The organism is Streptomyces sp. MBT53 (assembly GCF_016654115.1).
Taxonomy (GTDB): Bacteria; Actinomycetota; Actinomycetes; order Streptomycetales; family Streptomycetaceae; genus Streptomyces.
This window is the reverse complement of record NZ_JAEQAZ010000009.1, coordinates 52053-74736: the sequence shown is the minus strand read 5'-3', so window position 1 is coordinate 74736 and position 22684 is coordinate 52053. Positions and strand designations below refer to the sequence as shown.

Genomic DNA, 22684 nt, shown 5'->3' with positions numbered 1-22684 from the left:
GGAGAGGTCGACCAGTGTTCTTTCGCCCTTGTACAGACCGAGGGTGACGAAGTCCCACAGGTCAGCCGCGCAATGCCACACCGAACGAACGAGCCGTCGCGGTCGCCGGGGACCGGGACGCGCTGAGCCCGCGCGAGGTGGCCGTGCTGCGTCTCATCGCCGAAGGCAGACAGTGCGACGAGATCGCGACGGAAATCTCCTATTCCGAGCGCACGGTGCGATACATCCTCTACGGCGCGATGAAGCGGCTGCGGACGCGCACCCGGGCCCACGCCGTCTCGCACGCGATCCGGGCGGGACTTATCTGAGCGGAGGGCGCGTCAGCCGGGGCAGCGTGTCGAATGCGCCGGTCCCCGATCGACGTGAGAGTGGAAGCACCACCTCCACGACTCAGGAGCACCCCATCGTGACCGTGACCGCGGATTTCGCCATCTCCCTCGACGGATACATCGCCGGCACCGGCGTCACCCTCGACAACCCCGGAGGCGACGGCGCCGAGCCGCTCTTCGAGTGGATCCACAACCTGGCGAGCTGGCGGGAGCGCCAGGGCATGACCGGTGGGGAGGAGAACCGCGACTCGGAGTTGATGCGCGAGTGGTTCGACGCCACCGGGGCGGTGGTCATGGGCCGGACGATGTACGACACCGGCGAGGAGTTCTGGGGCGACAACCCGCCGTTCCGGACACCGGTGTTCGTGCTCACGCACAGCCCCCGGCCGACCCTCGTCAAGGAGGGCGGCACCACTTTCACCTTCGTCACGGACGGCATCCACAGCGCCCTCGACCGGGCGAAGTCCGCCGCAGGTGAAAGGAACGTCGACATCGCCGGTGGCGCGAGCACGGTCCGGCAGTACCTCGGGGCGGGTCTCGTCGACGAACTCCAGCTGCATGTGGTGCCCGCGCTGCTCGGCGACGGACTGCGCCTCTTCGACGGAACGGCCACGGGACGGCGGCGCGTCGAGCAGGTCAGGGTGGTCGAGACTCCTCTCGCCACCCATCTGAAGTACCGCTTCACGCACTGACCGTTCCGGGACGATCAGGCCATGTTCTGCAGCGAGATCGGGTCACCGACCCGGACCGTCCCCGCCTCCAGGACGTCCAGGTACACGCCGAGGCACGAGAGTCCGCCCAGGTCGAAGACCGGTACGCGGTGCTCTCGGGCGACCGCGCGCATGATGCCGGGGTCCGGCGGCAGTTCGTCGTGGCCGAGGGTGGGGACCACGCAGCGGGGTGTCGGCACCAGGACCCGGAACAGGGCCTCCCCCACCCGCAGGCACGAACCCACCCAGGCGTCCTCCGGGAAGCCGGGTCCCCCGAGGGTGTCCACGACGAGGTTCGGCCGGAAGCGCCGGGCGTCGAAGTCCCCCGCCGGGTGGACGGCACGCATCCGGTCCAGGGCCGCGGTGGTGACGAGATGGACCCGGCCGAAGTCGAAGAACGTCCCCGGGGCGACCCCGCCCGTCGTGATGCTCTCCCCGGTGACGTCGACGGTCGCCGACTCCCGTACGGAGTCCGGGACCCCGCCCTCGTACGCGGGCACCGCGCGCTCCAGCCTGCCGTCCTCCGGCACGACGGCCGACAGGAAGACCTGGCGGCCCAGGAGTTTGGACAACTCCCCGTCCAGGTCCGGGTCTTCGACCGGGAGGGCGGTGCCGTCCGGCAGTACGACCCGCACCACACCTGTGTCGTCGAGGCGGCTGCGGCAGCGCAGCAACTCGCCCCACTTCCGCGGGTGTTTGACGCTGCCCACCGCACCTGTCCCGTCGAGGACGGCGTAGACCCGGTCCCCGGAGAGCCCCCGTTCCGTGACCGCCACGGCGATCACGGTCTCGCCGACCATCGACTTCACCGGATAGCGGTACAGCGCCGCGACAGTCCCCATGGAGCAATCCCCGTCAGAGAGTGAGCAGTTCCTCGTAGAAGCCGCCGAACTGCCTTTCCTCGTCGATGAGATGGATCTCCAGGATCCAGTGACAGGCGCGGCCGGCCTTGTCGGTGCGGCGCATGGGGGTGACGTTCTCCGGAGTGACGTACGACTCGACGTGCGCGCCCTCGATCGTCTCGTGCGGGAACTCGCCGACCAGGTGTCCGGCGTGCCAGCCGCCCAGCTTCCAGCCCGCCTTCTCGGCGAGGCGGACGACCTCGGCGTACAGGCGCTCGCCGGTGATGTCCGGGGTGTTCTCGAAGAAGCTCCGGCCGGCCGCGAACACCGTGGGCAGGTCGTCGCGCAGCCGGTGCTTGACCGGGTCGTCGCCGAGGACGAAGGTGCGGCCGAAGTCGGCCTCGTACTCCTCGAAGATCGGCCCGAAGTCGGCGAACACGATGTCATCCGCGCCGATCACCCGGTCCGGCGGGTTCTCCTTGTACGGCTTGAGGGTGTTCGGCCCCGAGCGCACGATCCGCTTGTGCCAGTGCTTCGTCGTGCCGAACATCTCGTTCGCGAGATCGCGGATCCGGTCGCTGACCGCGCGCTCCCCCTCGCCGGGCGCCACCAGTCCGCGCCCCTCGATCTCCGCGAAGAGCAGTGCGGCCTTGGCCTGGGCATCGAGCAGTCGTGCGGCCCGCGTGGGTTCGTCGTCAGCCATGGGCCGAACCTAGCCAGCCCGATCACTGTCGGCAACGGCATTCCGTATGCCGGGCTCGCCGCACCCCGTGGCGCGGGACGGCGGGTTCATCCGGCGACGCGGGTCGCGCGGGCCAGGAAGTGGTGCGGGGCGTCCTCGTAGCGGGACAGTTCCCAGCCCGCCGTGCGCAGGGCGGGGCGGAGGTTGTGCTCCGCGAGGGGGTCGTGCGGGTCGAGGGGGCGGCCGTGGCGGGCGGCCCGTTCGACGCGGCCGGAGGGGTGGTAGAGCAGGAGGGTGCCGTCGGGTGCGGTGACGCGGGCCCATTCGCGCAGGGCGGTCGCGGGGTCGGGTACGTGGTTGATCAGGCCCGCGCTGAAGACGGCGTCCAGTGCGGCGGTCGGCAGCGGCAGTCGGCAGGCGTCGGCCAGCAGCAGGTGACCGTCCTTGTCGCGGCCCTCGCGCAGGGCGGCCGCGAGCATCGCGGGCGTGAGGTCGATGCCGAGGACGAGGCCCGTGTCGCCGACGTGTGCGCGCAGGGCGGGCAGTGCCCGGCCGGTGCCGCAGCCGAGGTCCAGGACGCGTGCGCCGGGACGGAGTTCCATCCGCTCGACGGCCGCCGCGTACCGGGGGCCGTCGTCCGCGAACCGTTCCTCCCAGGTGGCCGCCCGCCGGGTGAAGAAGGCGCGCGTCGCGGTCTGCTCGGCACGCGCCGCGACGAAGGCGGCGAAGCGCTTGAACACACCGTCGCGGTGGCGGGCCAGTACGGCCAGTTCGGCGGGCGCGGACTCGACCAGGCCCGGGGCGGTGGCCGCTTCCTCCGGGAAGGCGTCGGCGAAGGCCCGGACGGCCGTCTCGTCCACCTCCAGGTGGAACTGCGTTCCCCACGCCGAGCTGCCGATCCGGAACGCCTGCACCGGGTACCGGTCGCAGGAGGCCAGCAGGGTCGCCCCGGTCGGCAGGTCCATCGTGTCGTCGTGCCAGTGCAGCACCCGCAGCCGCTCGGGAACGCCCGCGAAGAGGGCGTCGGTATACGCGGCCGACGTCATGCGTACGTCGGCCCAGCCGATCTGTGCCCCGTCGCCCGGCCGTGCGGCGCCGCCCGCCGCGACGGCCAGCAACTGCGCGCCGAGGCACACACCCAGTACGGGGATATCGGCGTCCAACGCGGCGCGCAGCAGCGCCAGTTCGGCGCCACGGCCGGGGAAGTCCTCGTAGGCGGCCATCGGCCCGCCCATCACCATCAGGCCCACCAGGTCGTCGGCCGTGTCCGGCACCTGGTCGCCCGCCCAGGTCCGGCAGACCCGGGTCGGCAGCCCGGCCGCCTCCAGTGCGGCGCCGAGGGCGTAGGGGCCTTCGTGCGGTGCGTGTTCCACGATCTGGATCACGGGCGACCACCTCCCGCACGACCGTACCCGGACGATGGCCGAAACCAAACGCGGATACGAGACGAAGAGCCCGCCTCGCCTTGCAATTGCCAGGACATTCCTCTCATTGCCCAGGCGTGGGCGATTACCCCCGCCCCCGCGACCGGAATCCGGCGAGAACCCTCCCCGTTCACGGGTTCCTCCGATTTGCCAGGACGAAGGAAACTCCCAGGTGGCGGATGCGACGGGGTCCCTGACGGGCACGGCCGGAGCGGCTAGCTTGTGGACGCACAGCCGGTGATAAATCCGGCAATCCAGAACTTTTCTCTGTGAGGCGTTCCGTCATGACCTTGAGCATCCGCAACCAGATTCCCGGCACGGTCACGGCCGTCACGCCCGGCGCGGTGATGGCGACCGTGAAGGTGCGCCTCGACGGTGGCCAAGACCTCACGGCGGCGATCACGCTGGAGGCCGTGAAGGATCTGGGGCTCGCCGAGGGTACGGCCGTACGCGCCATGATGAAGTCCACCGAGGTCGCGCTCGCCACCGGCCGGGTGGAGGGGCTGTCCATCCGCAACCAGTTGCCCGGCACGGTCAGTGACGTCGCCACCGGCGGGGCGATGGCCGTCGTCAAGATCACGGTCGACGGGGGCGAGCTGACCGCGGCGATCACCAAGGACGCGGTCGGCGACCTCGGTCTGGCGGCCGGTTCACCGGTCGTCGCGCTGATCAAGTCGACCGAGGTGTCCCTGGCGACCGTCTGACCTGTACGGGGCGCGCTGGTGGGGCCTTGGTCCCCGGCCCGTACCCCGCAGTGCGGCGCCGCGTACAGGCGCACCCGGACCCGGCCTCGGTCGCGTCGGCCGGGAGCGCCTACGCTGCTCGGGAGAGGTAGCCGTAACCAGGTCACCGGTGAGGAAGGGACGTCCCGCGTGGCAAGCGACCGACAGGGCACGGCCGAGGCCGCCGCCGACGCGGACCGCCGTATCCCGCCCGGCCAGCGCCATGTGCACGGCTGGCCGGTCTCGCACTACGGGCCCGTCCCCCGCTTCCGCCCCGACCGCTGGAACCTGCGGGTCCACGGCGCCACCGCCGACGGCACCGAGCACAGCTGGACCTTCGACGAACTGGCACCCCTGCCGCATGTCACGGTCGTCGCCGACCTGCACTGCGCGTCCGGCCCGACCTCCACCGACCACGAGTGGTACGGCATCCCGGCCACCGCGCTCCTGGACCTGGTCCCGCCCGCGCCGGAGGTCACGCACGTCATGGCCTGGGCGGAGTACGGCTATTCCGCCAACCTCCGCCTGGCCGACTTCACGGCAGCGCAGACCCTGCTGGCCACCCACCACAACGGCGAGCCCCTCACCGCCGAACACGGCTTCCCGCTGCGCCTGGTCGTGCCCCACCTGTACGGCTACAAGAGCCCCAAGTGGCTGCGCGCCGTCGAGTACCTCACCGAGGACCGCCGCGGTTTCTGGGAGGAGCGCGGCTACCACAACATCGCCGACCCCTGGAAAGAGCAGCGCTACTCCTACCAGGAGCAGGACGAGGACGGTGCGGAGCGCGGCGCCTGAGTGGCCGAGATCTTCCCCCGGCCCAGGGCCCGTACTGCCCCGCGATGTTGACGGCACGTAGGCTCGCTCCCATGGTTGCGCAGCGCATGGTCGACGTGAACGGCACACGGCTGGAGATCGCCGAGCAGGGCGAAGGCCCGCTGGTGGTGCTCCTGCACGGCTTCCCCGAGTCATGGCACTCCTGGCACCACCAGATCGGCGCCCTCGCCGACGCGGGCTTCCGGGTGGTCGCCCCCAACCAGCGCGGATACGGCCGCAGCGAGCACCCCGAGGCCGTCGACGCGTACACCGTCTTCCATCTGGTCGGCGATGTCGTCGGTCTCGTCCAGGAGTTGGGCGAGCGGCAGGCGTACGTCGTCGGGCACGACTGGGGTGCGGTGGTCGCCTGGCACACCGCGCTGCTGCGGCCGGACATGGTCCTCGGGGTGGCCGGCCTGAGCGTGCCGCCGCCGTTCCGGGGTCAGTACCCGCCGCTGGCCGTGACGCAGGAGCGGTTCGGCGGCCGGTTCTACTGGAACTACTTCGACCGTCCCGGGGTCGCCGACGCCGAGTTCGGCGCGGACCCCCGGACCACGCTCCGCAAGTTCCTCTACTCCGCCTCAGCCGCGGCCTCCCCCTCCGGCGAGATCATGCAGCCGCTGGTCCCCTCCGGGCAGGGCTGGCTCGCGTCCATGGAGGATCCCGAGGTACTGCCGGACTGGCTCACCGAGGAGGCCCTCGACGCGCTCACCGAGAGCTTCGCCGGGGGCTTCACCGGCCCGCTGAACTGGTACCGCAACCTCGACCGCAACTGGGCACTGACCGCCCCCTGGCACAACGCCGTCGTCACCCGGCCCGCCCTGTACGTGTACGGCGACCGCGACCTCGTCCCCGCGTTCCCCGGTGCCGCCGAACTCATCGCGCAGCTGCCCGACTTCATGCCCAACCTGGTACGCAAGCCCGTCGAGCTGGCCGACTGCGGCCACTGGACCCAGCAGGAACGCCCGGACGAGGTGAACGCGGCGCTCATCGACTTCCTGAAGACCTGCGATCAGACCGCCGCCGGGGAACAGGAAATCCACTGATCATGGAGTTCCTCTGTCTCCATCGAGACCGGCCCGGCTCCCTCGCCCTGCGCGAGGAACTGACGGAGCGGCACTGGTCCTACATGGACGGGTACGCGCAGGAGATGATCGCCCGGGGCCCGACCCTCTCCGACGACGGCACCCCCACGGGCAGCGTGCACATCCTCGACCTGCCCTCTCCGGCCGCCGCCCGCGCCTTCGCCTTCGACGAGCCGAACTACCAGGCCGGTGTCTACCGGGACGTGCTGCTCCGCCGCTGGCGCAACGCGCTGGGGCGCACCATGTGGGAGTTCCCCGGCGGCCGGACCGGCGGCGACCGCTACCTGGTGATCGGCCTCGGCACCGGCCCGGCGGCGGACCTCACGGTCCCGCCCGACCGGGACCAACTGATCGCGTACGGACCGCTGTTGTCCGACGACGGCACCCGCTGGCTGGGCACGGCGGCACTGCTCCGGGCAGCGGACCCGAAGGCGGCACGCGCCGTGCTGACGGAGGACCGGTACGCGGACATCGAGGTCCACAACTGGCAGTTCGGCGGACGACCGTCCTGAGCCGGGTGCGGGCGTACCGCGTGAACCGACGTGTCCCGGGTAGGAAACGGGGTCGGACGCGGCCGCACGGACGGTCGCTCCTTGCACGTACGAAGGGAACGGTGCGGAGATGGCGTTGGAGCAGGCCTCCGAGCAGCTGGTGGACGCGGTCGTCGTGGACGACGGACAGCTGCTGCTGGTGAATGTGCAGGGCGGCTGGGGTCTGCCGTCCGGTGTCCCCGAGGAGGCCGAGACGGCACAGGCCACCGCCGCGCGGGTCGTCTACGAACTCACGGGCTATCTCGTGGACGGGTCGAGTCTCCTGGAACCCGAGCCGGCAGCCGCGACGGACGGACCGCCTGCCGTCGTATGCCATCTGCTGAGCCAGGATCCGTCCGGGGAGGCCCAGCTCACCGCCGGACAGCTCCGCTGGGCGCCCTTCGCCGAAGCCATCGAGGGTGGGCTGCCCGCGCCGGTACGCACCTACCTGGAGGGCCATACGCCCGTGTAGGGAGCCGAGCACCGCGGACTGCAGTGCGGAGCGGCGGGCGGCCGAGGCCCTCGTCCGAGACGCGGCCTCAGGTTGTCGCCTTGCGGATGCGCGCGAGCAGGGCGCGCAGCTGTGCGCGGTCCTCCGCGTCCAGGTCGGCCGTCGCCTCAGCGAGCGCGAGGCCGTCGACCTCCTCGGCCTCGCGATGGCACTCCCGGCCCTTGTCGGTGAGGCGCAGCAGGAACGCGCGCCGGTCGTGCGGATGACGTACGCGCTCCACCAGCCCGTCGCGCTCCAGGCTGTCGACGATGCTGGTCGTGGTGCGGGCCGCGACGCCGGTCATCTCACTCAAGTCCCGCATGCGCAGCGGCTCTTCGGCGTGGGCGAGCATCCGCAGGGCGCGCAGCCGGGCGACCGAGGCGCCGTTGGCGCGCAGCCGGGTCTCCACGAACTGCCGTAGCCGGTGGGTCGTCTCGTAGAGCTCGTCGACCAGGATGTCGCTGCTGCCGTGCACTGCCATGACGTTCCCCGTTCCCCGTTTTCGCGGTGAGGATCGATTCTACGTTCCTCGACCGCGACCTATGAGCACTCACATAGTGAGTATGCTCAGCATGTGCTGCTGTTCCGACGCCGTCCCGTCCCCTCCGCTTCCCCCGTCCCCCTCGCCTCCCGAATACGCCTCCGTCCGCGCCCTGGCCAACGCCTGGTCGTGCCCGTCATGTGTGTCTGCGTGACGTTCATCGCGATCGTCGACGGAGCGATCACGACCGTCGCGCTCCCCTCCATCGCCCGCACGTTCCACCTGACCACGGCCGCCCTGGACGGTGTGGTCGTGGTCTACCCGGTCTGTCTGGCCATGGCCATCCCCGCCTCGGCCTGGCTGGTCGAGCGGTTCGGCGCCAAGCGCGTGCTGCTCACCGCGCTCGGCGCCTTCCTCGGCTCGTCGCTGCTGTGCGGCGCGGCGGCCGACCTCGGCCAACTCGTCGCCTTCCGCGCGGTGCAGGGCCTCTCCGCAGGACTGCTCTTCCCCGCCGCGTCCTCGCTGCTCTACAGCACCTTCAACTCGTGGGAGCAGGTGCGGATCTCGCGGTACATGATCGTCCCGCAGCAGATGGCCCCGGCCGTCGCACCGATCCTCGGCGGCCTGCTGGTGGACCATCTGTCCTGGCGCTGGGTGTTCTACGTCAACCTGCCGCTGGGCGTGCCCGCCGTGGTGTTCGGAGCGGTCTTCCTGGCCGAGCACCGAGGTCATCGGCCCGGCCGTTTCGACCTCACCGGGCTGCTGCTGAGCGCGGCGGCTCTGGGTGCCGTGATGTTCGGGGTCTGCGAGGGCCCCAACCGCGGCTGGTCCTCCGCCGCCGTCGTCACCGCTCTCGCGCTCGGCGCGGTGCTGCTCACCGCCGCCGTCCTCTTCGAACTGCGCGTCGCCGAACCGCTGTTGAGGCTCCGGCTCTTCGCGGACCGGCTCTTCCGGGACACCAACCTGATCAATCTGGTGGGCCTGGTGCCGATCCTGGGCGCCATGTACCTCGGCCCGCTCTTTCTCCAGCAGGGACAGGGCCGTTCGGCACTGGAGTCCGGCACCAGCACCTTCCCCGAGGCCTTCGGTGTGCTGCTGACCGTGCAGATCGCCGGGGTCCTGTACTCCAGGGTCGGCCCCCGCATCATCATCGGATCCGGCCTGGCCATGGTGAGCGGGGTCCTGCTGCTCTTCGCCACCTGCGACCAGGACACCGGCCTGTGGACCTTCCGTACGTACATGTTCCTGCTCGGCGTCGGCATGGGCGGCGTCTTCATGCCGACGACCGTGGCCTCACTGGCGACCGTCTCCCGCAAGGACCTGGCCCAGGCGTCGACGCTCAACACGGTCGTACGGCAGACCGGGGGTGCCTTCGCCCCGGCGGCGGTGACCACGGCCCTGGTGCTGAGCACGCCCACGGCGGCTGCGGCGAACCCGCCGATCACCGCCTACCAGCACGCCTACCTCGCCCTGGCCGCCCTCGCCGCGGCGACCTCCGTCTTCGCCTTCACCCTCCCCGACGGCCCCGCCCGCGCCGCTGCCGCCCGTGGGACCACCGCGGCGGGCGGGACGGCTTCGCCGCGACGCCGGCACGAGGAGGCGCACTAGCCGTCCGGCGCTCTCAGGGACTGACCGGTGAAGCCGACCAGGAATCCCGGGAGTTGAGTACGGCGGTCGTACACCCGGCGAGTTGTTTGTAGCCCTGGGAGACGGCCGTCGCGCTCTCCACGGGGACCGGGCCGCCGGTCTCCTCGGCCAGGGCGATGATCTTCTCCGGGCCCAACTCGCGGTTGGCCAGGACCAGTTGGTTCAGGGGTTCGCGGCGCAGCTCCTCGTACCGCGCCAACGCCCGTACCGGGTCGGCATGGTGGGCGAGGGTCCAGGCCAGGACGCGGGCGTCGACGACGGACTGGGAGCCGCCGTTCATGCCCATGGGATACATCGGGTGGGCGGCGTCCCCGACCAGCGTCACCCGGCCGAAGCTCCAGCGCGGCAGCGGATCGCGGTCCACCATCGGATACTCGTGGATGCCGGTGGACTCTCGGACCAGTTCGGGCAGGTCGATCCACGGCAGACTCCACTCGGCCACCCCGGCCAGTGCCTCGTCCAGGGCAACCGGGCCGTAGGAGCCGTCCGTTGCCTCGCCGGGCCGCGGGCCCCGGAGCTCCACCACCCAGTTCATGAGCGTGGGCCCGCCCGCGACGGCCGGGTCCTCGACGGGGTAGGCGACGAACTTGTCCCCCGGGCGTCCTCCGGCCACCACGATCGACCGCCCGCCGAGTATGTGCGGATACCGGCTCAACCCCCGCCACATACGCACCCCGTTCCCGCTCGGGGCGCCTTCCCCGGGGTGCAGTCGGGCCCGCAGCCGGGAGTCGATGCCGTCGGCGCCGACGAGGACATCGGCCTCGATCACCACCGGTCCCCCGGTGTTCCGGTCCGTGAAGTGGGCCGCCACGCCCCGCTCCTGGGGCTCGAAGCGTTCGAAGACCATGCCGGTACGGATCGCGTCCGGCCCGACGCGGGTGCGGACGGCGTCCAGCAGCATCATCTGCAACTTGCCCCGGTGGACGGAGTATTGGGGCCACTGGTAGCCGGCCGCGAGACCTAACGGTTCCTCCCAGATCCGGTGCCCCCGGCGATCGCAGTAGACCAGTCGCTCCGGCGGCAGCGCGATGGCGTCCAGCGCGTCGCCGAGGCCGAGTTCGGTGAGTTCGCGCACCGCGTGGGGAAGCAGGTTGATGCCGACGCCGAGTGCCCGTAGTTCGCGCGCGGACTCGCACACCACCGGTGTCATTCCCGCGGCACGCAGACTCAGAGCGGCGACAAGGCCGGCGACTCCGCCACCCACCACGACGATCTTCACATGTTCTCCCTTGCGTTCCGCCCTGCCAACTCACCCTGGACTCTTGGCAGTTCGGGGAGCCAGCCCGGGCCGGGGACGACCCGTCCCCTTCCCGCCACCATATCCGGAGGGATCATCTCCAGGTAAGCTGACGGCGTTGCGCGACGGCGTGATCCCGCCAGGAACAGCACCGCCCGTGGTGGATCGGACCCGAGAGAGGAACCCCCGATGACAGACCCGAACAGCCGGGACCTCTTACCGCAGGGCAGCGTCACCGAGGCGCAACTCGTCCGGTTGGCACGGGACTTGACGCCGGTCGTCGCGGCCCACGCCGAACGGACCGAGCGAGAGCGCACATTGGCCGGGCCGAGCGCGGAGGCACTCCGTGAGGCCGGGCTCTTCACCATGGGAACACCGCGCCGCTACGGCGGCCATGGCGCCGGTGTGCGCACCGCCGTCGACGTGTGCGCCGAGCTGGCCGCCGGTTGCGCGTCGAGCTCCTGGCTCGTCGGCATCGTGTACGGCGCGGCGTTGTTCGCCTCACAACTGCCCGACGAGGTGCGCACCGCGATCTGGAAGTCCGACGCCGACGCCGTGCTCTGCGGCGCCGCCAACCCGTCCGGCTCGGTCACGGCGGTACCCGGCGGCCTGGAACTCGACGGTCGGTGGCCGTGGATCTCCGGCATCGACCACGCGTCCTGGGTGCTGCTCGGCATCGTCCGCGAGGACCGCGGCGGGCCGGAACGCGGGCTCGCCCTCGTGCCCGCCTCCGCACTCACCGTGGCGGACACATGGCACATGGCCGGGATGCGAGGCACCGGAAGTCGCACGGCCGTGGCGAGTCAACTCTTCGTTCCGGACGAGCAGTTCGTGTCCTTCGCCGAGATCGCCGAGGGCATCGGCATCCGGCGGCATCCGGGCGAGGCCCGGGTCGTCTTCCCCATGTCCATCAACCTGCCGCTGGTCGGAACCGGCGTCGGCATCGCCCGCGGCGCGCTCGAACGCGTGGTCCGGGATCTCGCGGGAGGAAAGCGGTCCGTGTCACCCCTGCACGCTCTGACGGCCGAGGCCGCCCCGCACCAGTTGAACGTCGCCCAGGCCGCCACCCTGATCGACACGGCCACGCTGCACCTGCGGCGCGCCGCAGACGAGATCGACGAGGCCGCGCGCGCCGGACGGCGCCCCGACCTGGAGACCCGGGCACGGCTGCGCATGGACGGCAGCCACGCGATGCGCTGTGCCCGCGAAGCAGTCGGCATCCTGCTCGACACGGCCGGCGCGAGCAGCTTCTCCGACGAATCGCCGCTTCAGCGCGCCTGGCGCGACATCGGGACGGCCTCCCGGCACGCGGCACTGAGCGTCGAGACCAGCCGCGAGCTCTACGGCCGCGTCCTGCTCGGCCGCTCCCTCCCCCACACCGATGTCGTCTGAACCCCGTCCCCACGCCCAGCAGATCAAGGAGACCGGACCGGTGGCCGCACCCCGCCCCTCGACAGACCCGATCCCACCGACAGCCGAACCCCGGGTGGCCCTGGTCACCGGTGCCGCCCGGGGCATCGGCGCCGCCATCGCGACCGAACTGCACCGACGCGGTCTGCGGGTGGCGCTGCTGGACCGGGACGACACCGGCGCGCGGGACCTGGCCAAGGCACTGGACCCCGACGGGGACACGGCCATGGCGGTGCGTGCGGATGTCGGGGACCCCCGGGAGACAGAGGACGCGGTGCGCGCGGTGTCCTCGGCGTGGCACAGCCCCGATGTGCTGGTCAACAACGCGGCGCGGACGGCGCCCGGTTCGGTGTGGGACGTCGAACTCGACGAGTGGGACGCCCTCATGTCCACGAACCTGCGCAGCGTCCTCGTCCTCACCCGGCTGTGCGCTCCGCCGATGCGGGAGCGCGGTTGGGGCCGGGTCGTCAACCTCGCTTCGCTGGCCGGGCAGCAGGGCGGGCTGGTCGCCGGGCCGCACTACGCCGCGGCGAAGGCGGGTGTGCTGGTGCTGACCAAGATCTTCGCCCAGGAGCTCGCGCCCCACGGTGTCACCGTCAACGCCGTCGCTCCCGCCGCCGTACGGACACCGGTCATGGACGAGCTGCCCGCCGAGGCGCTGCGGCGGGCGGCCGACCGGATTCCCGTCGGCAGGTTCGGGCGGCCCGAGGAGGTGGCCGCGCTGGTGGGCCATCTGGCGGGGGACAACTCCGGCTACATCACCGGTGCCACATTCGACGTCAACGGTGGCTCGTTCATGCGCTGACGGTGGTAGCCGGGCATAAAGTTCCGAGGTGGAAAGGGAGAAGGGCATGGACGGGGACGGGTCTTCGCCCGCGGGTACGGCCGAGCCGCTGGTCGGGCGCGGTCACGATCTCGGACTGGTCCGGGGGTTCGTCGAGGAGGCCCTGGTCTCGGGCGGGGCGCTGCTGCTGTCCGGGGACGCCGGGGTCGGCAAGACGGTGCTGCTGGACGCGGCGGCCGGGCAGGCTGTCGGCACGGGCGCGCGGGTGGTGCGCGCCGCCGGTGTGGAGTTCGAGAGCACGATCAGTTTCGCGGGTCTCCACCAGGTTCTTCAGCCGCTGCTGGCCGGGCTCGACCGGCTGCCCGAGCAGTACCGCACCGCCCTGAACGTGGCGCTGGGGCTGGATCAGGGCGCACCGTCCGATCAGTTGCTGGTGTCGAACGCGGCACTGACGCTGCTCGTCCAGGCCGCCGTGGAACGGCCGTTGCTGGTGATCGTCGACGATCTTCCGTGGCTGGACCGGGCCAGCGCGGTGGTGCTGGGCTTCGTCGCGCGCCGGCTTGGCGGCAGCCGGGTCGGCTTCCTCGGCGCCTACCGGTCGGGCGAGGGCACGTTCTTCGAACGCGGCGGGGTGCCCCACCACCACGTACAGCCGCTCGACACGACGGCGGCGGCCGCGCTGATCCAGGCCCGTTCCCCCTCGCTGGCACCGCGGGTGCGGGACCGTCTGCTGGCGGAGGCACAGGGCAACCCGCTGGCCCTGCTCGAACTGCCCGTCGCGCTCAGCGGTGCCCAGCGCTCCGGAGCCGATGTGCCCGACCTGCTGCCGCTGAGCCGCCGGCTCCAGGCCCTGTTCGCGTCCCGGGTCGAGACACTGCCCGCCGCGACCCGCCTCCTCCTTCTGTCCGCGGTCCTGGACGGCACCGGCGATCTGCGGGCCCTCACCTCGGCCGCCGCCGGGCGGGCCGGCATCGAGGATCTGGCGGAGGCGGAGCGCGCGGGCCTCGTCTATGTGGACGCGGCCACCGGACGGCTGGCGTTCCGCCATCCCCTGACCCGCTCCGCCGTCGTGGAACTCTCCACCAGCGAGCAGCGCCGCGAAGTGCACCGCGCCCTGGCGGAGTTCGGCGCGGACCGCCCCGAGCGACGCGCCTGGCATCTCGCGCATGCCAGCGTCGAGCCCACCGAGGACGTCGCGAGTCTGCTGGAGACGGTGGCGCGCGACACCGTACGGCGGGGCGACGCGGGCGGTGCCATCGCCGCGCTGCTGCGCGCCGCCGAGCTGAGCCCGCGCGGCTACGAGCGCAGTCGCCGGATCGCCGAGGCCGCCTATCTCGGCGCGGATCTGACCGGTGACCTGCGTGATGTGCCCCGGCTGCTGGAGGAGGCCCGGCGGGCCGACGGCGGACGGGCGGGCCCGCTGGTCGCCGCCGTCGCGGCGGCACACCACATCCTCCTCAGCGGCGAGGGCGACCTGGACACCGCGCACCGGCTGCTCGTCGGCGCGATCGACATGCAGCACCAGCCGTACGACGCCACCGACCCGACGATGATCGACGCGCTGTACACCCTGGCCTGGCTGTGCCAGAGCAGTCAGCGCGCGGAACTGTGGAAGCCGCTGCACCGCGCGCTCGGCCTCCTGAAACCGGAGGTCCCGGACCAACTGGCCCTGACCGTCAACACCATGGCCGACCCGGCGCGGACGGGGTCGGCCACGCTCGGGAAGCTCGACGAGGCGATCGCCTCGCTCGACCGGGAGGCCGACCCGGTCCGGGTCATCCGGATCGCCATGACCTCCCTGTACGTGGACCGGCTCCCGGCGTGCCGTACGGCGCTGCGGCGGGTGCTCCGCGACGGGCGGGACAACAGCTCGCTCACCGTGGAGATCCAGGGGCTGGTGTACCTGGGCAGGGACCATTTCGCGGCCGGCGAGTGGGACGAGCTGGAGGCGCAGGCCACGCAGGGCCGGGACCTGGGGGAAGCCCACAACTACCAGCTCCTGTCGACGGAGTTCCTCTACCAGCGCGCGCTGGTGGCCGCCGCCCGCGGCGACGAGGACGCCACCCGCGCCCTCACCGACGAGATGACCCTGTGGGCGACGCCGCGCGGTGTGGGTTCCTATCTGTCGTGCGCCTCGCACGCGCGGGCGCTCGCCGCGCTCGGCCGGGGCCGGTTCGAGGACGCCTACCGGCATGCGTGCGCCATCAGCCGCGCGGGGGAACTCGCCTCGCACGTTCCGCCCGCCCTGCTCGTCGTGATGGATCTCGTCGAGTCGGCGGTCCGAACCGGACGGGCGGCGGAGGCGACGGCCCACGCGACGGCGGCACGCGAGGCCGGCATCGCCGCGATCTCACCGCGGCTCGCCCTGCTGGTGAAGGCGTCGGCTGCCATCGCCGCCGTCGACCACGACGCGATCGACCTGTTCGAGGAGGCCCTCGCCGTACCCGGCACCGACCGCTGGCCCTTCGAACTGGCCCGGGTCCGCCTCGCCTACGGCGAACGCCTCCGCCGTGAGAAATCCACGACGGAGGCGCGCACCCAACTCGCCGACGCCGTCGAGACCTTCGAGCGGCTCGGCGCCCGCCCCTGGACGGCCCGGGCGGGCAACGAACTGCGGGCGACCGGCCTGTCCGTCAGCCCCGCCGGCGTCACCGGCCCGGCGTCACTGACACCGCAGCAACGGGAGATCGCCCTCCTCGCGGCGGCCGGCCTCACCAACAAACAGATCGCCGAACGCCTCTTCCTCTCCCCGCGCACCGTCGCCGCCCATCTGCGCCAGCTGTTCCCGAAGCTGGGCGTGGCCTCCCGCGCCGCACTGCGCGACGCGCTGGCGGAGCTGCCGCCCGACTAGAGCGGCAGCGGCGATCAGAAGATGCCCTGCCCCGGTACCAGGATCCCCTTCGGGTCGTACGTCCTCCTGGCCTCGGCGAACCGGTCCCAGACCGGGCCGAAATGCTGTTTCCAGTCGGCGTGTCGGAAGGGGATCGAGCCGACCGGGTACTGCGTCCCGCCGGCCGCGCCGACGGTGTCGTAGGCGGACCGGTTGGCGTTCAGCAGCCGCTGCACCGTGGCCGTGTCCTCGGGCGGGGTGGTGCGCAGGACGGCGAAGAGGTACGGCACCGGGTCGTCGGGCGTCCGCAGCAGCGGGGTGTGGAGGCGGTCGCGCAGCAGCGGGTAGAGGAGTACGACGCCCGGTCCCAGGTCGGCAGGGGTGAGCGCGTCGAGGAGGGTGGTGGCGAGGTCGGCGGCCCTGCGGCCGGGGAGCAGCAGGTTGAGCCAGGGGTGGGCGTAGGCCCACAGGCCCGCTGCCTTCAGGGCGGCGACGGAGGGGGCGAGCCGGTCGAGGAAGTCGTAGTAGCCGAGGTCGGTGATCTGGACGCCGGACGCGGTGTGGCGCAGCCCCTTCAGGAGCGTGGTGTCGTCCGGGGTGTCCCCCACCGGCGGTCCGTAGGCGACGGCCTCGATGGTGAACTGGTTGAAGGCACCGGCGGTGTCCGCGCTCACCTGGCCCTCGACGTAGGCGAAACGGCCCTCGGTGGCGAGGAGTCGCTGGTCGTCGAGGAAGGTCTCCAGGTCGGCGTAGGGCAGGAGGTAGTGCCGTACGGTCTCCGGGGCACGCACCAGGCGCAGGGTGGCGCCGACGATCACGGCGCACTGCCCGAGTCCGGCGAGCACGGCGTGGAACAGGCCGGGGTGCCGGGTGGGGGAACAGCGGAGCAACTCGCCCGCGCCGGTGACGACTTCGAGCTCCAGGACGTTGTCGACCTGTGCGCCGTGCCGGTGGGTCTGGCCGCCCAGGCCGCCGACGGACAGGGTGCCGCCGACGGAGAGTTCGAGGTAGTCGGTGAAGACGGGCGGGGTCAGACCGTGGGCGAGGGTGGCCTTGGCGACGTCGCTCCACTTCGCGCCCGCCCCGACGGTGACGCGTGAACTGCCCGTCCGTACAGGCCCGATGGTGGAGAGCGGCTCGGTCTCGATGATGAGACCGCCCTCGACCTGTGCCTGTCCGTTCGTGCCGTGGCCCTGCCCGCGCGGCGCCACGCGAAGGCCATGCAGATTGCAGAACCGCACCATCGCGACGATGTCCCGCACGGAGCCGGGGCGGAGCACCGCGGCCGGTCTGCGGTGCACGATGTGCCCGAAGTCGTCTGCGTCGGCGGTGAGCGAGGCGTCGTCGGTGTGGAGCGTCCCGTCCAGGTGCGGGATGCCGCTGAGCGGTCGGCCGGAGTCGGTCACCGCCCAGCTCCGGGTGAAGGGGTCGAAGCCGATGACCGCGGCCGAGGCGACGGCCAGGCCGCGCAGAGCGGTGCGTCGGGTCGGGGTGCGAGGCATGTGGTCCTCCTGAGACCGTCCGGGTGAAACGATCAACGACGGCTCAGTCTAGGCACGTTGGGGGTTCGGAACCGGGTTCCGTCGCGGCGCGTTCCCCGACCGGTTCGGCACGTGCCGCGACGGCCCGTCCTGCTAGTCGTCGTCCTGGCTGCTCGGGTTCAGGCCCCGTCGGCGCTTCTTGTCGGAGCTGCGCAGCAGTTCGCTCGCGGTGAGCGTCACGGTCGCCACGACACGCGCCCAACGGGGCCCGCCGCGCTCGGCCCACACCACACAGGCGCACCCGCCGACGACGAGCACGAGGATGCCGAGCAGCAGCACAATGATCATGTTTCCCACCCCTGGTTCGTACGGCCCGGTGACGCGTACGTTCCTGATGATCTTCTCAGGCCCTGGCGCGTCGGCCGGGTCACCCCTCGCGCATCCATGCGCGCGTCCCGAACGAGCCGGTCGCCCGTGAGGCCACGACGGCCGCCGTGCGCAGCGCGTCGGCTAAGCCCTCCGAGGTCAGGCGGTCCTGGAGTGCGAGGTGATGGGCGAGGGCCCCGTGCAGCACGTCGCCCGCGCCCAGGGTGTCCGCGACCCGGACCTTGGGCACCTCGACCGTGCCCTCGCCGTCGGGGCCCGCCCACAGGATGGGCTCGGCTCCCCTGCTGACCGCCGACCGGCCGACCCCGTGCTCCCGCAGGAAGCGCAGCGTGTCCGTCGGTGTGCGGGTGCCGGGCGGATGGAAGTCGGCCGAGCAGACGGCGATGTCGAGCAGCGGCAGCAGCTCCTCCGTGCCGGGCTTCCAACTGCCGCCGTCGAGAAGGGTTTTGCGGCCGACGGCACGCGCCGAACGGGCCGCGGCGACGGCGAGTTCCATGTGATGGCCGTCGAACTCTACGAGGTCGCAGGCCGCCACCAGCGCGTCGAGGTCGTCGGGCGGGGCGAGCCGGTGTGCCGTCGCGTTGGTCGAGGCGACGGCGCGTTCCCCTGTGGCCGCGGTCACGAGCACGGTGGAGACGGCGGGCGGTCGGGGCGAGTCGGCCGTCAGGTCGCGCACGGTCACGCCCAGCGTGTTCAGGTCGGCGGCCGCCCCGGCTCCCAGCGGGTGGCGGCCGATCGCCGTCAGCAGCGTGGCCGTACCGCCGAGGTGGGCGAACGTCACGGCCGCGTTCGCCGCCGGGCCGCCCGCGGCGACCACCTGGTCCCGGGCGGTGAGTTTCTCGTTGGGGCCCGGGGCGTGGTCCACGAGTTGGATGACGTCCAGGGTGCACAGCCCGACGAACAGTCCTGCGGGGCGTCCTCTCTCCACCGGTGACCTCCTCGCTCGATTTACTAACAATTGGTTGAGCAGTCCAGGCTGATAAATCTAGTGTTAGTACCCATGAAGGTGGACAGTCCGCACGACACGAACGACACCGCCCGGCTCGCGTCCGAGCTGCGGCTCGCGGTGGGGCGGGTGACGCGGCGACTGCGCCAGGCGCACGCCGTGGGTGATGTGTCGCTCTCCGGAGTCTCGGTCCTGGCCCGGCTCGCCCGTGACGGCGCCGAGTCGCCGACGTCCCTCGCCGAGGCGGAGCGGGTCCGCCCCCAGGCCATGGCGAGCACGCTCGCGCTGCTGGAACAGCGCGGGCTGGTCCGCCGTAGCCCCGATCCGGCGGACGGGCGGCGCAGCATTCTGGAGATCACGGACGAGGGACACGCCGTGCTGGCGGAGCGGCGCTCCGCGTCGGTGCACCGGCTCGGGGCCGTCCTCGACGAGTTCACCGCGGAGGAGCGCGCGACCCTCGCGTCGGCCCTGCCCCTCCTCGACCGACTGGCGGAGCGACTGTGAGCGGGACAGGGCACATACCCGGCGACGGTGCTCGGCCGTCCTTGTCGAGCGCCGTGCGCTCCGGGCGTCGTAAGGACACTCCCCCGGGGCCCAACTACAAATGGATCGCGCTGTCGAACACCACGCTCGGGGTGCTCATCGCCACGATGGACGCCTCCATCGTGATCATCTCGCTGCCCGCGATCTTCCGGGGCATCGGCCTCGATCCGCTCGCGCCGGGCAACATCGGCTATCTGCTGTGGATGATCCTGGGCTATCTGCTGGTCTCGGCGGTGCTGGTCGTCGTGCTCGGCCGGCTCGGTGACATGTTCGGCCGGGTGAAGATCTACAACATCGGCTTCCTGATCTTCGCGTGCGCGTCCGTCGCGCTGTCCCTGGACCCGTTCCGCGCGGGGGCGGGCGCGATGTGGCTGATCCTGTGGCGCATCGTGCAGGCCTTCGGCGGCTCGATGCTCACCGCCAACTCGGCCGCCATCCTCACCGACGCGTTCCCCGCCCGACAGCGCGGAATGGCGCTCGGCGTCAACCAGATCACCGCCCTCGCCGGACAGTTCCTCGGCCTGCTCGCCGGCGGTCTGCTGGCCGTCGTCGACTGGCGCGCGGTGTTCTGGGTGAGCGTCCCGATCAGCATCACCGGCACGATCTGGTCGTACCTGAGCCTGCGCGAGACCTCGGCGGGCCGCCCCGGCCGCATCGACTGGCTCGGCAACCTCACCTTCGCGACCGGCGCCGGAATCCTCCTCGCGGGCATCACCTACGGCATCCAGCCCTACGGCGGCAGCGCCACCGGCTGGGGGAACCCGTGGGTCCTCAGCGGTCTGATCGGCGGCGTCGTACTGCTCCTGGTCTTCTGCTACATCGAGACACACATCGCCGAACCGATGTTCAACCTGGCCCTGTTCAAGGTGCGTGCCTTCGCGGCGGGCAACCTGGCCGCGCTGCTGACGGCGATCGCGCGCGGCGGGCTGCAGTTCATGCTGATCATCTGGCTCCAGGGCATCTGGCTGCCTTTGCACGGCTACGACTACGAGGACACCCCGCTGTGGGCGGGCATCTTCATGCTGCCGCTCACGGTCGGGTTCCTCGTCGCCGGGCCCGTGTCCGGGTATCTGTCGGACCGGTTCGGCGCCCGGATGTTCTCGACGGTCGGTCTGGTCGTCGTGGCACTCTCCTTCGTCGGTCTGCTCGCGTTGCCCATCGACTTCGACTACGGGATGTTCGCGGCGCTGCTGCTGCTCAACGGGCTGGGGCAGGGCATGTTCTCCGCGCCCAACACGTCCTCCATCATGGGCAGCGTGCCGAGCGAGTACCGGGGTGTCGCCTCGGGCATGCGCTCCACCTTCCAGAACTCGGGCACCGCCCTGTCCATCGGCGTGTTCTTCTCCCTGATGGTCTCCGGGCTCGCGTCCTCGCTGCCCGGCACGCTGAGCACGGGACTCCAGGCACACGGCGTTCCGGCCGGTGCCGCCGAGCAGGCCGCGTCGCTGCCGCCGGTGAGCACGCTGTTCGCCACGTTCCTCGGCAACAACCCCATTCAGCATCTGCTCGCGTCCAACGGTGTCCTCGACCAGCTCTCGGCGGCCCAGCGTGCGGTCCTGACGGGCCACTCCTTCTTCCCCCGGCTGGTCTCCGGCCCGTTCCACCACGGCCTGACCATCGTCTTCGGCGTGGCGGCGGGCATGGCCCTGGTCTCCGCGATCGCCTCGGCCCTGCGCGGCGGCCACCAGTCCGAACCCTGCCCCGAACCGGCTCCGGCCGGTCTGCCGCCCGCCCCCGCCGAGACACCCGAGGCCACGCAGGCGGGGCCGAACGGGACGTCGTGGAAGCCGAGTTGTGGGCGGGGAGCACTCACACGGCGCGCTCCATGCACACCAGTTGATCGCGATCGTCCCAGGACTCGGTGACCGTGAAGCCGAACCGTTCGTACAGGGCGATGGCACTGGTCCGCCATTTCCACACCGACAGCCGCACGGTGCCCGCGTCGCTTTCGGCAGCATGTGCGAGTGCGGCACGGAGCAGGGCCGACGCGATGCCCCGGCCCCGGAATGCCGGGTCCGTCCAGAGCCTCTTGATCTCCGACCGTCCGTCGGCGGGGGCTGTCACCACCAGACAGCCCACCGGGGTGCTCCCGCTCAGCGCCAGCAGCACCACGTCGTCGGCGAAGGCGGTCCGCGGGTCCGAGATCTCCGCGCGGTAGCGGTCCGGCAGGCCGTCCGCATCGGCGACGGCACGGCCCTTCTCGGCCTCCGTGCGCAGGTGGTAGGCCGTCAGCAGCGCGGCCGTGCCGTCCTCGGCGGAGAGATCTCCGGCCGGCCGGCGGACGACGGAGATCTGGTCCTCAGCAGTCATGCCGTCAGCATCACACGGCACGGGCCGGGCCCCGTCCGGGCCCCTATTGAGTGCCGTTGTGGGCGAACGTCCACACGGCCCGGCTGCCGGGGCCGACGGTCAGGGTCGAATTGCCGATCCGCTCCACCTGCCGGTCCTTCACGGGCCTGTTGAGCGACATGTCGACCTGCTGCATGCCCGCGTTCGCGCGCGGTACGACGTCGAGGCGGATCGTGGTGCCGCCGCCCTTCGCGACGACGCCACCGCCCGCCACGGTCCGGACGGTGAACCCGCCGGCCCGCAGAAGCGGCACGGTGTCGGCGAGATCGCCCTCGGTGACCGCGATGCGGACGGAGGTCACGTCACGCATGAGGTGGGTGCGGTAGTCGTCGGAGAGGTAGCGCTCCCGGCCCACGTCACCGGGATAGCGCGGCGGTTCGGTGTTGCCGCGGGGGTCGGCGAAGTACTCCGGCCGGTACTCCATCCCCCACGCGTCGAAGGCGTCGTACTCGGTGGTGGTGAGGATGGCGTCGAACCACGGCACGGGGACACCGTCACCGAAGTCCCGGGTCTGGAGGAACTCGATCGGGTCGGCGACCCCTTCGTCCTTCAGCCGCGCGGTGACCGTCGCCAGGTCGCCCGCGCGCTCGGTCGACAGGCCCAGCCCGGCGGAGCCGAGAGTGCCGTCCTGGCCGGCGACGTCACCGACGCCGAACAGTTCCAGGTAGGTCTCGCGGCCCATCAGGTAGCGGCCGGTCCAGGTCTGTCCGCCGGTGCCTGTCGTGGTGCGGACCTGGAAGTTGGCGAAGTCCCGCAGGTAGTCGGAGTGTTCGATGGCGTCGGCGGTCTCCCGGTCGAAGACGCCGTAGGAGTGGTTGTAGAACAGCAGCTGCCGATCGTACGAGGACCGGCCGCCTTCGGCCTGTGCCGTTCCCACACCACCTCCGATCGCTCCGGCCAGGGCCATGGCGAGCACGATGATCAACCGAAATGTCCGACGCATCAGCATGCGCGCGATCGTA

Annotated in this window: 23 protein-coding genes; 13 read left to right on the top strand and 10 right to left on the bottom strand. The window is 71.6% G+C overall.

Going from position 1 to position 22684, the window contains the following annotated elements; translation table 11 throughout:
- Positions 1-122 precede the first annotated feature (122 nt).
- Both JHN45_RS05610 and JHN45_RS05605 read left to right on the top strand, forming a co-directional pair.
- Positions 123-308, top strand: coding sequence for a response regulator transcription factor (locus JHN45_RS05610; RefSeq protein ID WP_268982207.1), 186 nt, complete (start codon positions 123-125; stop codon positions 306-308).
- Positions 309-406: 98 nt separating this feature from the next.
- Positions 407-1021 carry a dihydrofolate reductase family protein gene (locus JHN45_RS05605; RefSeq protein WP_201048240.1) on the top strand — a complete coding sequence of 205 codons (615 nt, stop codon included), beginning with the start codon at positions 407-409 and terminating at the stop codon, positions 1019-1021.
- Positions 1022-1035: 14 nt separating this feature from the next.
- Here JHN45_RS05605 and JHN45_RS05600 read toward each other — a convergent pair whose 3' ends face one another.
- The 3 genes from JHN45_RS05600 to JHN45_RS05590 form a co-directional block, all read right to left on the bottom strand.
- On the bottom strand, positions 1036-1881 hold the full coding sequence (locus tag JHN45_RS05600; RefSeq protein ID WP_201048239.1) for an MOSC domain-containing protein: 846 nt from the start codon (positions 1879-1881) through the stop codon (positions 1036-1038).
- 13 nt (positions 1882-1894) lie between these two features.
- On the bottom strand, positions 1895-2584 hold the full coding sequence (locus tag JHN45_RS05595) for a M24 family metallopeptidase (RefSeq protein ID WP_201048238.1): 690 nt from the start codon (positions 2582-2584) through the stop codon (positions 1895-1897).
- An 86-nt stretch (positions 2585-2670) separates the two neighbouring features.
- Positions 2671-3948: a methyltransferase domain-containing protein gene (locus JHN45_RS05590; protein WP_201048237.1), complete on the bottom strand. Its 1278-nt coding sequence runs from the start codon at positions 3946-3948 to the stop codon at positions 2671-2673.
- A gap of 323 nt (positions 3949-4271) precedes the next feature.
- On the opposite strand from JHN45_RS05590, the gene JHN45_RS05585 reads away from it, so the two are divergent.
- The 5 genes from JHN45_RS05585 to JHN45_RS05565 all read left to right on the top strand — a co-directional run bounded on the left by JHN45_RS05585 (position 4272) and on the right by JHN45_RS05565 (position 7609).
- Positions 4272-4691: a molybdopterin-binding protein gene (locus JHN45_RS05585; RefSeq protein ID WP_093631270.1), complete on the top strand. Its 420-nt coding sequence runs from the start codon at positions 4272-4274 to the stop codon at positions 4689-4691.
- A 168-nt stretch (positions 4692-4859) separates the two neighbouring features.
- Entirely contained in the window at positions 4860-5504 is a 645-nt protein-coding gene (locus JHN45_RS05580; protein ID WP_201048236.1) for a molybdopterin-dependent oxidoreductase, read from the top strand.
- Between the two features lie 71 nt (positions 5505-5575).
- Positions 5576-6568 carry an alpha/beta fold hydrolase gene (locus tag JHN45_RS05575; protein ID WP_234468740.1) on the top strand — a complete coding sequence of 331 codons (993 nt, stop codon included), beginning with the start codon at positions 5576-5578 and terminating at the stop codon, positions 6566-6568.
- Positions 6569-6570: 2 nt separating this feature from the next.
- Positions 6571-7119, top strand: coding sequence for a YciI family protein (locus JHN45_RS05570; RefSeq protein WP_201048235.1), 549 nt, complete (start codon positions 6571-6573; stop codon positions 7117-7119).
- 109 nt (positions 7120-7228) lie between these two features.
- Positions 7229-7609 carry an NUDIX domain-containing protein gene (locus tag JHN45_RS05565; RefSeq protein ID WP_200713415.1) on the top strand — a complete coding sequence of 127 codons (381 nt, stop codon included), beginning with the start codon at positions 7229-7231 and terminating at the stop codon, positions 7607-7609.
- 67 nt (positions 7610-7676) lie between these two features.
- Here the strand turns inward: JHN45_RS05565 and JHN45_RS05560 are convergent, their stop codons facing one another.
- The gene (locus tag JHN45_RS05560) at positions 7677-8108 is read right to left on the bottom strand and encodes a MarR family winged helix-turn-helix transcriptional regulator (RefSeq protein ID WP_200713414.1); all 432 of its coding nucleotides are present in this window, start codon (positions 8106-8108) and stop codon (positions 7677-7679) included.
- A 198-nt stretch (positions 8109-8306) separates the two neighbouring features.
- Here JHN45_RS05560 and JHN45_RS05555 point away from each other — a divergent pair, with 198 nt between their 5' ends.
- On the top strand, positions 8307-9716 hold the full coding sequence (locus JHN45_RS05555) for a DHA2 family efflux MFS transporter permease subunit (protein WP_201048291.1): 1410 nt from the start codon (positions 8307-8309) through the stop codon (positions 9714-9716).
- Positions 9717-9729: 13 nt separating this feature from the next.
- On the opposite strand, the gene JHN45_RS05550 is transcribed toward JHN45_RS05555, so the two are convergent.
- On the bottom strand, positions 9730-10974 hold the full coding sequence (locus JHN45_RS05550) for an FAD-dependent monooxygenase (RefSeq protein ID WP_201048234.1): 1245 nt from the start codon (positions 10972-10974) through the stop codon (positions 9730-9732).
- Positions 10975-11181: 207 nt separating this feature from the next.
- Here JHN45_RS05550 and JHN45_RS05545 point away from each other — a divergent pair, with 207 nt between their 5' ends.
- From JHN45_RS05545 to JHN45_RS05535, 3 genes are read left to right on the top strand one after another with little or no spacing between them, the layout of a single operon-like run.
- Entirely contained in the window at positions 11182-12384 is a 1203-nt protein-coding gene (locus tag JHN45_RS05545) for an acyl-CoA dehydrogenase family protein (protein WP_201048233.1), read from the top strand.
- Entirely contained in the window at positions 12374-13207 is an 834-nt protein-coding gene (locus JHN45_RS05540; protein WP_236583384.1) for an SDR family NAD(P)-dependent oxidoreductase, read from the top strand. The genes JHN45_RS05545 and JHN45_RS05540 overlap by 11 nt, the downstream gene beginning before the upstream one ends.
- 46 nt (positions 13208-13253) lie before the next feature.
- Positions 13254-16037 (top strand): AAA family ATPase, encoded by a 2784-nt coding sequence (locus tag JHN45_RS05535; protein ID WP_201048289.1) that lies wholly within the window; start codon positions 13254-13256, stop codon positions 16035-16037.
- Positions 16038-16051: 14 nt separating this feature from the next.
- Here the strand turns inward: JHN45_RS05535 and JHN45_RS05530 are convergent, their stop codons facing one another.
- The 3 genes from JHN45_RS05530 to JHN45_RS05520 all read right to left on the bottom strand — a co-directional run bounded on the left by JHN45_RS05530 (position 16052) and on the right by JHN45_RS05520 (position 18812).
- Entirely contained in the window at positions 16052-17518 is a 1467-nt protein-coding gene (locus JHN45_RS05530; protein ID WP_201048232.1) for an FAD-binding protein, read from the bottom strand.
- A gap of 132 nt (positions 17519-17650) precedes the next feature.
- Positions 17651-17845 (bottom strand): hypothetical protein, encoded by a 195-nt coding sequence (locus JHN45_RS05525; RefSeq protein ID WP_201048231.1) that lies wholly within the window; start codon positions 17843-17845, stop codon positions 17651-17653.
- Between the two features lie 79 nt (positions 17846-17924).
- Positions 17925-18812 (bottom strand): PfkB family carbohydrate kinase, encoded by an 888-nt coding sequence (locus tag JHN45_RS05520; protein ID WP_201048230.1) that lies wholly within the window; start codon positions 18810-18812, stop codon positions 17925-17927.
- 72 nt (positions 18813-18884) lie between these two features.
- On the opposite strand from JHN45_RS05520, the gene JHN45_RS05515 reads away from it, so the two are divergent.
- Entirely contained in the window at positions 18885-19334 is a 450-nt protein-coding gene (locus JHN45_RS05515) for a MarR family winged helix-turn-helix transcriptional regulator (RefSeq protein WP_201048229.1), read from the top strand.
- 146 nt (positions 19335-19480) lie between these two features.
- Positions 19481-21238: an MFS transporter gene (locus JHN45_RS05510; protein WP_236583398.1), complete on the top strand. Its 1758-nt coding sequence runs from the start codon at positions 19481-19483 to the stop codon at positions 21236-21238.
- Here JHN45_RS05510 and JHN45_RS05505 read toward each other — a convergent pair.
- On the bottom strand, positions 21183-21683 hold the full coding sequence (locus tag JHN45_RS05505; protein ID WP_201048228.1) for an N-acetyltransferase: 501 nt from the start codon (positions 21681-21683) through the stop codon (positions 21183-21185). The two genes, JHN45_RS05510 and JHN45_RS05505, sit on opposite strands and share 56 nt — an antisense overlap.
- A gap of 43 nt (positions 21684-21726) precedes the next feature.
- On the bottom strand, positions 21727-22647 hold the full coding sequence (locus JHN45_RS05500; RefSeq protein WP_201048288.1) for a DUF5829 family protein: 921 nt from the start codon (positions 22645-22647) through the stop codon (positions 21727-21729).
- Positions 22648-22684: the final 37 nt, after the last annotated feature.